This window comes from Methylobacterium gossipiicola, from assembly GCF_900113485.1.
Classification (GTDB): Bacteria; Pseudomonadota; Alphaproteobacteria; order Rhizobiales; family Beijerinckiaceae; genus Methylobacterium; species Methylobacterium gossipiicola.
The window spans coordinates 1-5,641 of the sequence record NZ_FOPM01000052.1 but is presented as its reverse complement, the minus strand read 5'-3'; the positions used below and the strand labels follow the sequence as shown (position 1 = coordinate 5,641).

Below are 5,641 nucleotides of genomic sequence, written 5' to 3'. Positions count from 1 at the left end.
CAGGCCCATGAGTTGCCTCATGCGGTTCCGTTGCTCGATGGGCTGCCCGGCGTGCCCAAGTGGGTCGTGGGCGACCGTGGCTACACCAGCCACGCCTTTCGCGACCACATCTGGACCATGGGCGCACGGCCTGCGATCCCGCCCCAGCGCCATGAGGCGCCCGTCGCCTGCCCGGACTGGATCTACAATAACCGCAACCAAGTCGAGCGCCTCTGGGCCAGGCTCAAGGAGTGGCGGGCCATCGCCACGCGCTACGAAAAGACCGCCGCCAGCTTCACCGGCGTCCTCTGCCTCGCAGCCGCCCTCGATTGGCTCAAGCGATGACACGCCCTAGCCGCGGCGGTAGTATTACGGGGCATGAGAAAACCTGTGTTGAGCGAACGCCCCGGTCTGGACCGCCGGGGCGTTTCGCGTTTCTGGACTAGCTCTTGGCGCGCGATCTCTAGAAGCTCTGCTGATCTGAAGTTATCTCAGACTATCCGCGTGGTCGAGTCGCGAATACCTTAGATAGCTTCCGCCTAGTCGGACCGAATAGGTTGTTCGACTAGGCGAAACAAGGCTCAATTGCTGTTGTTTTGCAGGCCCATAAGCGCCCCGAGCGAGCCGTTCGCGCGGTGGTTCGCCAGGGGGGCCTTCTGAGGCCGTACCCGCAGGAGCAACTTCCCGAGCGTCTCCGGATCGGAGGCCAAGGCTTGGGCCATCAGACCCTCGGCTTGCCGACTGCCGGGGGCGGGGAGCGCGGCCGAGATGGTCCCGAGAACCCGTCCGATGGTCCGGCCGCCCGGCATTACGCCAATCGCGGTGCCGGCAGGGGCGAGGGTCGAGCCGCCGTCCTGCTGCGCCGGGCCAGCGGCTCCCCCGAGGCCACGGTTCAGGCCCGGGCGAAGCTGATTGGCGGAGGTCCTCAGCCGCCGCATATCCTCCGGCGGAAGCGCCTCCGCGAGGGCGGGGCCGAACCGGTCTAAGAGGTCCTGGAGCTTGGTGGGCGAGACCGGCCGCTTGTCGTTGGCGGTCCGCTGGACGTTGGGCGTCGAGGCCAATTCCGCGACATGCTCGGCGATGGCACGGGACAAACCCCGGACCGCCTCGGGCGAGCCGCGGAGGGTTCCCACGGCTTGGCGAAGCGTGGCTTGCGGATCTCGCGACCCAAGCATGGCCTCCACGAGGTGGGCGGGGTCGCGCCCCGTCATCAGGCCGAGAACGCCATCCTCGATTTCCCGATGGGTGAGGCCCTGCCGTTCTATCGCCGCGGACATCTCGGCCGCGACCTGTTGGGCCCGGCCCTCATGACTGGCCGCTTGGCGGGCGATGTTGTGAAGCTCATCCTGGAGCTCCGGAACGGCCCTGGCGACCTCACCATTCTTGCTCAGCCATGTCCGCAGGTAGCGGAGGTTGATCCGTCCGGACTGCCGGTCGAAGGCCCCCGAGCCGGCGAGGTCGGCCAGGATATATTCGCGGGCCGCTCTGTAACCCTGTTGGGGGTTCGGGGTGCTGTCCAGAATGCGGGCCAGGGCCTGTGCCTTTTCGGGCGACGACAGGAAGCGGCCGGCGGTCGCGCTCGGGGGCGTCTTCGTCCGGTTGGCCGGATCCTCGTTGAACGCCTTCCGGAAAAGGGACGCCTCGTCTCCCGGGCCGCGCGCCCACGTGGGGCCGTACTGCTCGGCGTAGTAGGCGTGGGCCGCATGCGGCTCCGGGTTGCCGGCGGCGGCCAGCCGTTCGACCTCTTGGCCCATCTCGTGGCGTAGCGAACGAAGGTTGTCGGCCATGCCGAACTGCCCGGCGCGGCGCGCTTGCGTCTCCGCCGACGACAACAGCGGCCACATCTCCGTCACGGTGCGCATGGAGATCTGGCCCGGGCCGCCGGTATTGACCTGTTCGGTTCGCATGACCGGGCGACCATCCGCACCCATGATGGGGCTCGCGGTCGTGCGCTCCTCGATGCGCGGGGCGAGCCCGTCGATGGCCGACAGGAACCGCTCCGGCAGGACATCCGCGCGCAGACCCGGCGGCAGTGCTTGGGCGTTCCGGCGGATCTCGGCGACCCGATCTGCATAGGGTTGCGTGGGGCGAAGGGTCGTCCCGTCCGGATCGATCGCGCCGAACAGGCGGTTCTTCTCGGCCGTCTGAGGCCGGAGCGCCTGGTTCACCACCTCGGCGTCGAGCGCCGCGCCGGCGGCCGGGCCGCGGTCCACATGCTGGCCTAGCGCGGTCCCGAGGGCATCTTGCTCGTGGGCCAGGGCGTTGGCCCGAGCCTGAGCTTCGGACACGCCCTGCGAGGCGGTCTCTCGCATCGCGGCGGCCTGCCGCTCGGCCTCGATGCCTGGGGCGCGAGGGTTGGCTCCGGCGGCGATCTCATCCACCCGGTCTCGGGCCTCAGTGTTCAACTGGCGGTCTCGATCCGCCATGAGCGCACCCGCCTTGCCCTGGCCGTCCCGCCGGAGGGCGTCCGTGCGATTGATGAGGCCCGGGTCGTCCGAGAGATACCCACCGGCGGGGAGCGTCTCGACGCCCTGCCCCCGAAGGCTCTCGACGTTCTCTCGGAGCGTTGCCGCGGCCTGCCGCGGGTCGAGCGCCGCGCCCTGGAGCCGCTCGGCCGCCTTGTCCACCACGCCCGGCGAGTAGGGGCGGCCGGTCGAGCGGTCGAGCGGAAGGCCGGCTTCCGGGGCGATAGTGTTCCGGACCGGCCTGGCCGCCCCGGCAGCAACCGCGCCACCAAGGCCCCCGACCGCGCCACCGGCCATCGGGGCAACGGCCTGGACGATCCGGCCAGCGGTGGAACTGTCCAGCGCGGACTTATTCTCATCCACGGCGGCTTGCGCCCCCGCCGTGCCGACAACCGCGCCGGCATCGCCGGCAAGGGTCGTGGGGGCCGTCCCGCGGATGGGGGCGACCGTATCAGCAAGGACAGAGCCAATCGTCGGGGCCTGCGGGGTAGCCGCCGCCTCGAGACCGCGCGCCGCGCCGGCGAGACCGCCGGCCCCGAGCATGGTCCCCACCTCCGCCACGTTGTGGGCGAACTTGTTGCGGGTCGGCAGGTCTTCATACCGGGGCGGCGTCATGCCAACCGCGTCGGCCGCCGCATCGTAGGCCCCGGACAGGCTTTCCGAGCCGCCGAAAGGCCGATGGATCTGAGGAATGCTCGTCCCGGCGGCGGCGTTCACCCCGCGCGAGGCGAGGTTCATCGCCCCCGTCACGAGGTCCACCGGCGCTCCGGCCAGCTTGGCGAGGCCATGGCCTACCGCCGCCGTGCCATCCTTGAGCGCCTCGCCGTAGGTCATGCCCTCCCGCTTCGGGGCAGGCTCTTCACTGGCGTATTTGGCCCACGGGCCTTGCGGCTCAGCGGCGTACTTCTCCCACGGCCCGCTCATCGGACGGCCCTCCAGCTTGCAGGGTTAGCGGGGTTGCCCCCCAGGAATTCGTGACCGTCCTCCACCTCGCCAGGGCGGGGAGCTCGGCGGCCTTGCCCCTGGCCTTGAGGGGTGGGGCTACCGGCCGGGGCCTGCCCCCCCGGCGGACCGCCCGAATAACGGGGAGGCTTCCGCCCTCTGCTGCGAGTAGGCCTGCCAGCCACCGTCCAGCCGCCCGTTGTGGCCGGCCTTGTACTCGGCGGCCCAACCCGCCCCGTCGCGCTTCCGCCGCTCAAGCTGCTTCAGCATCCCGATAATCTTCAGGTTGCCCTTGGGGGTGTTCGCCATGCCGAGAATCTGCTGCACAAGCGCCACCCGGTCGCCGTTCGAGAGGCCGCCGCCAAGGCTACCGTTGGGCGCAAGGTCGATGAGCATCTTTCCGCTGATGGCGCGGAACACCTCCGTGTCGGCCACGCCGTCGAGCGGCACGCCAAGTTGCGCGGCGAGTTGCTTGCCGGCCAGGATGTACGGGCTACCCGCGCCGGAACTCACCCGGCCGGACAGTACGAGGTTCTCCATAGTGTTGAGCATGGCCTCCCGTTGCGTCGAGGACGACGCATCGTTCTGTATCCCGATATTCGTCTTCGCGAGGGCCTCGTTGGACACCTTGTCGTAGGTGCCTTCGCCGCCGGCCGAGATGGACTTGGCGCGGATCGCGCCATCGAGCTCGGCCCGGTTCTGACTGCCGGCCGGCTGAGCGTCCCGGGCGGCCTGCATCCGGACGATTTCCGGCGTGGCGTCGGCTCGCTCCGCTCCGATGAACTGCTTCGTGGCCGCGTTCGTGCTGTCCGGGATCTGACCGCCGCCCGCCGTCAAGGCGTTCCGGGCGGCGTTGCCCTGGACGACGCCAAGCTGCTCCGGCGCGGCCCGGCCATAGCTCTCGGACCGGCGGGCAACGGTCGATTGGCCTTGGTCGTTGAGGACGTTCGTGGGCGTGTTGTCGAACTGGTACCGTTGCTCTCCGACCTGAGCGGCGTTGTTCGCCCGGGAGGTCGCGGCGGCCACGTCCTGGCCCCGGCGTGTCGTGGCGTCGTTCATGGACGCGCCGACGAAGGTGTCCCCGAGCCCCTGGCCCGCCGCGATCTGAGCGCCGGACGTGCGGGGGTCGGAAGCGCCGAACTTCGTCGCGTTCAGGTAGCGGCTGAACTCGCCGAGCTCCTTGCCGGACCGGCCCGACCCGGCGGCGAGGGCGGCCATCTCGTCGGGGCTCGTCTCGGCGTTGCGGAGACCGGCCTGGAACGCCTCGTTCCCCTCGTTAAGGCGCTGCGCCTCGATCGCCTTCTGGCGGAGCAGCTCCTGCTTGGCCGGATCGCCCCCGAAAAGGGCGTCTCCGAGCTTCCCGATGCCGTCGCCTAGGGTGCTCTGTTGGACGGGCTGTTGGCCCTGAATTCGGAAGATCTGAGGCACTGTGTCTTCACTTTCGGAGGTCCCCTTCCGATTGCGGTTGAGTGGCTGGTCCAGGGCCGCGGCGAACGTGCGCTAAGCAGCCTAGGAACTGGTCGAAGCGTGCGAACGCTCGGCCATGAAAGCGTCGAGATCCGCGACCCGGTACCGGACGGCGGCTCCACATTTGCTGAATTTCGGACCGCCGCCATAGATCCGGAGCTTGGCGAGGTAGTTTACCGAAAGGCCAAGTCGCGCTGCGGCGACAGCAGGCTTCACGAATGTGGTCGAATCGACCGAGGTGCAGTTCTCAAACAACGTTCTTCTCTCCAATCTGTGGGAGAATTTAGTCACTATTATCAATTCGTGGCAACGTGATTATTTATGTAAACGTATCTGTGTGAACGATGCTTCCAGCAACGCCTCAACAGAAGCCTCCCAATTTCCGAACTACGTCGAGGCGCGGCTGGCTGCGATAAACCAGCCCGAAGGCGAGAAGATGTGGCCTGCTGCCGGTTTCACGGACACCCGATTTAGGTGTGATGATGAAGCCGGAGGTGCTCCATGCAGCGTCGCAAGTTCGGACGTGAGTTCAAGACCGAGGCGGTGCGACTGGTTCGGGAACGCGGTGTCAGTGTCGCGCAGGCCGCGCGCGATCTCGATGTTCACGAGACGATGCTGCACCGATGGGTGAAACAGGCGGCGGCCGATCCGCAGCACGCCTTTCCCGGTCAGGGGCAGATGAAGCCCGAGCAGATCGAGATCGACCGGCTGCGCAAGGAGGTCGCTCGTTTGAAGGCGGAGCGTGATATCCTAAAAAAGGCCGCCGCCTACTTTGCGAGGGACGCGAT

3 protein-coding genes and 1 pseudogene are annotated in these 5,641 nt (G+C 68.3%); 2 read left to right on the top strand and 2 right to left on the bottom strand.

The window, feature by feature from the left end:
- A partial coding sequence (locus tag BM249_RS20800) for a transposase (RefSeq protein WP_143103832.1) occupies positions 1–324 on the top strand: 324 nt, incomplete at its 5' end.
- Positions 325–560: 236 nt separating this feature from the next.
- Here BM249_RS20800 and BM249_RS20795 read toward each other — a convergent pair.
- Positions 561–3,368 carry a hypothetical protein gene (locus BM249_RS20795; RefSeq protein ID WP_143103831.1) on the bottom strand — a complete coding sequence of 936 codons (2,808 nt, stop codon included), beginning with the start codon at positions 3,366–3,368 and terminating at the stop codon, positions 561–563.
- A gap of 117 nt (positions 3,369–3,485) precedes the next feature.
- Positions 3,486–4,814, bottom strand: coding sequence for a hypothetical protein (locus BM249_RS20790; protein ID WP_091975513.1), 1,329 nt, complete (start codon positions 4,812–4,814; stop codon positions 3,486–3,488).
- Between the two features lie 540 nt (positions 4,815–5,354).
- On the opposite strand from BM249_RS20790, the pseudogene BM249_RS20780 reads away from it, so the two are divergent.
- Positions 5,355–5,641: pseudogene (locus tag BM249_RS20780) on the top strand (transposase); the annotation flags it as partial.

Bases quoted from the DNA above. Each gene is read 5' to 3' on its own strand.
- BM249_RS20795 (WP_143103831.1), bottom strand. From the start codon at position 3,368: ATGAGCGGGCCGTGGGAGAAGTACGCCGCTGAGCCGCAAGGCCCGTGG.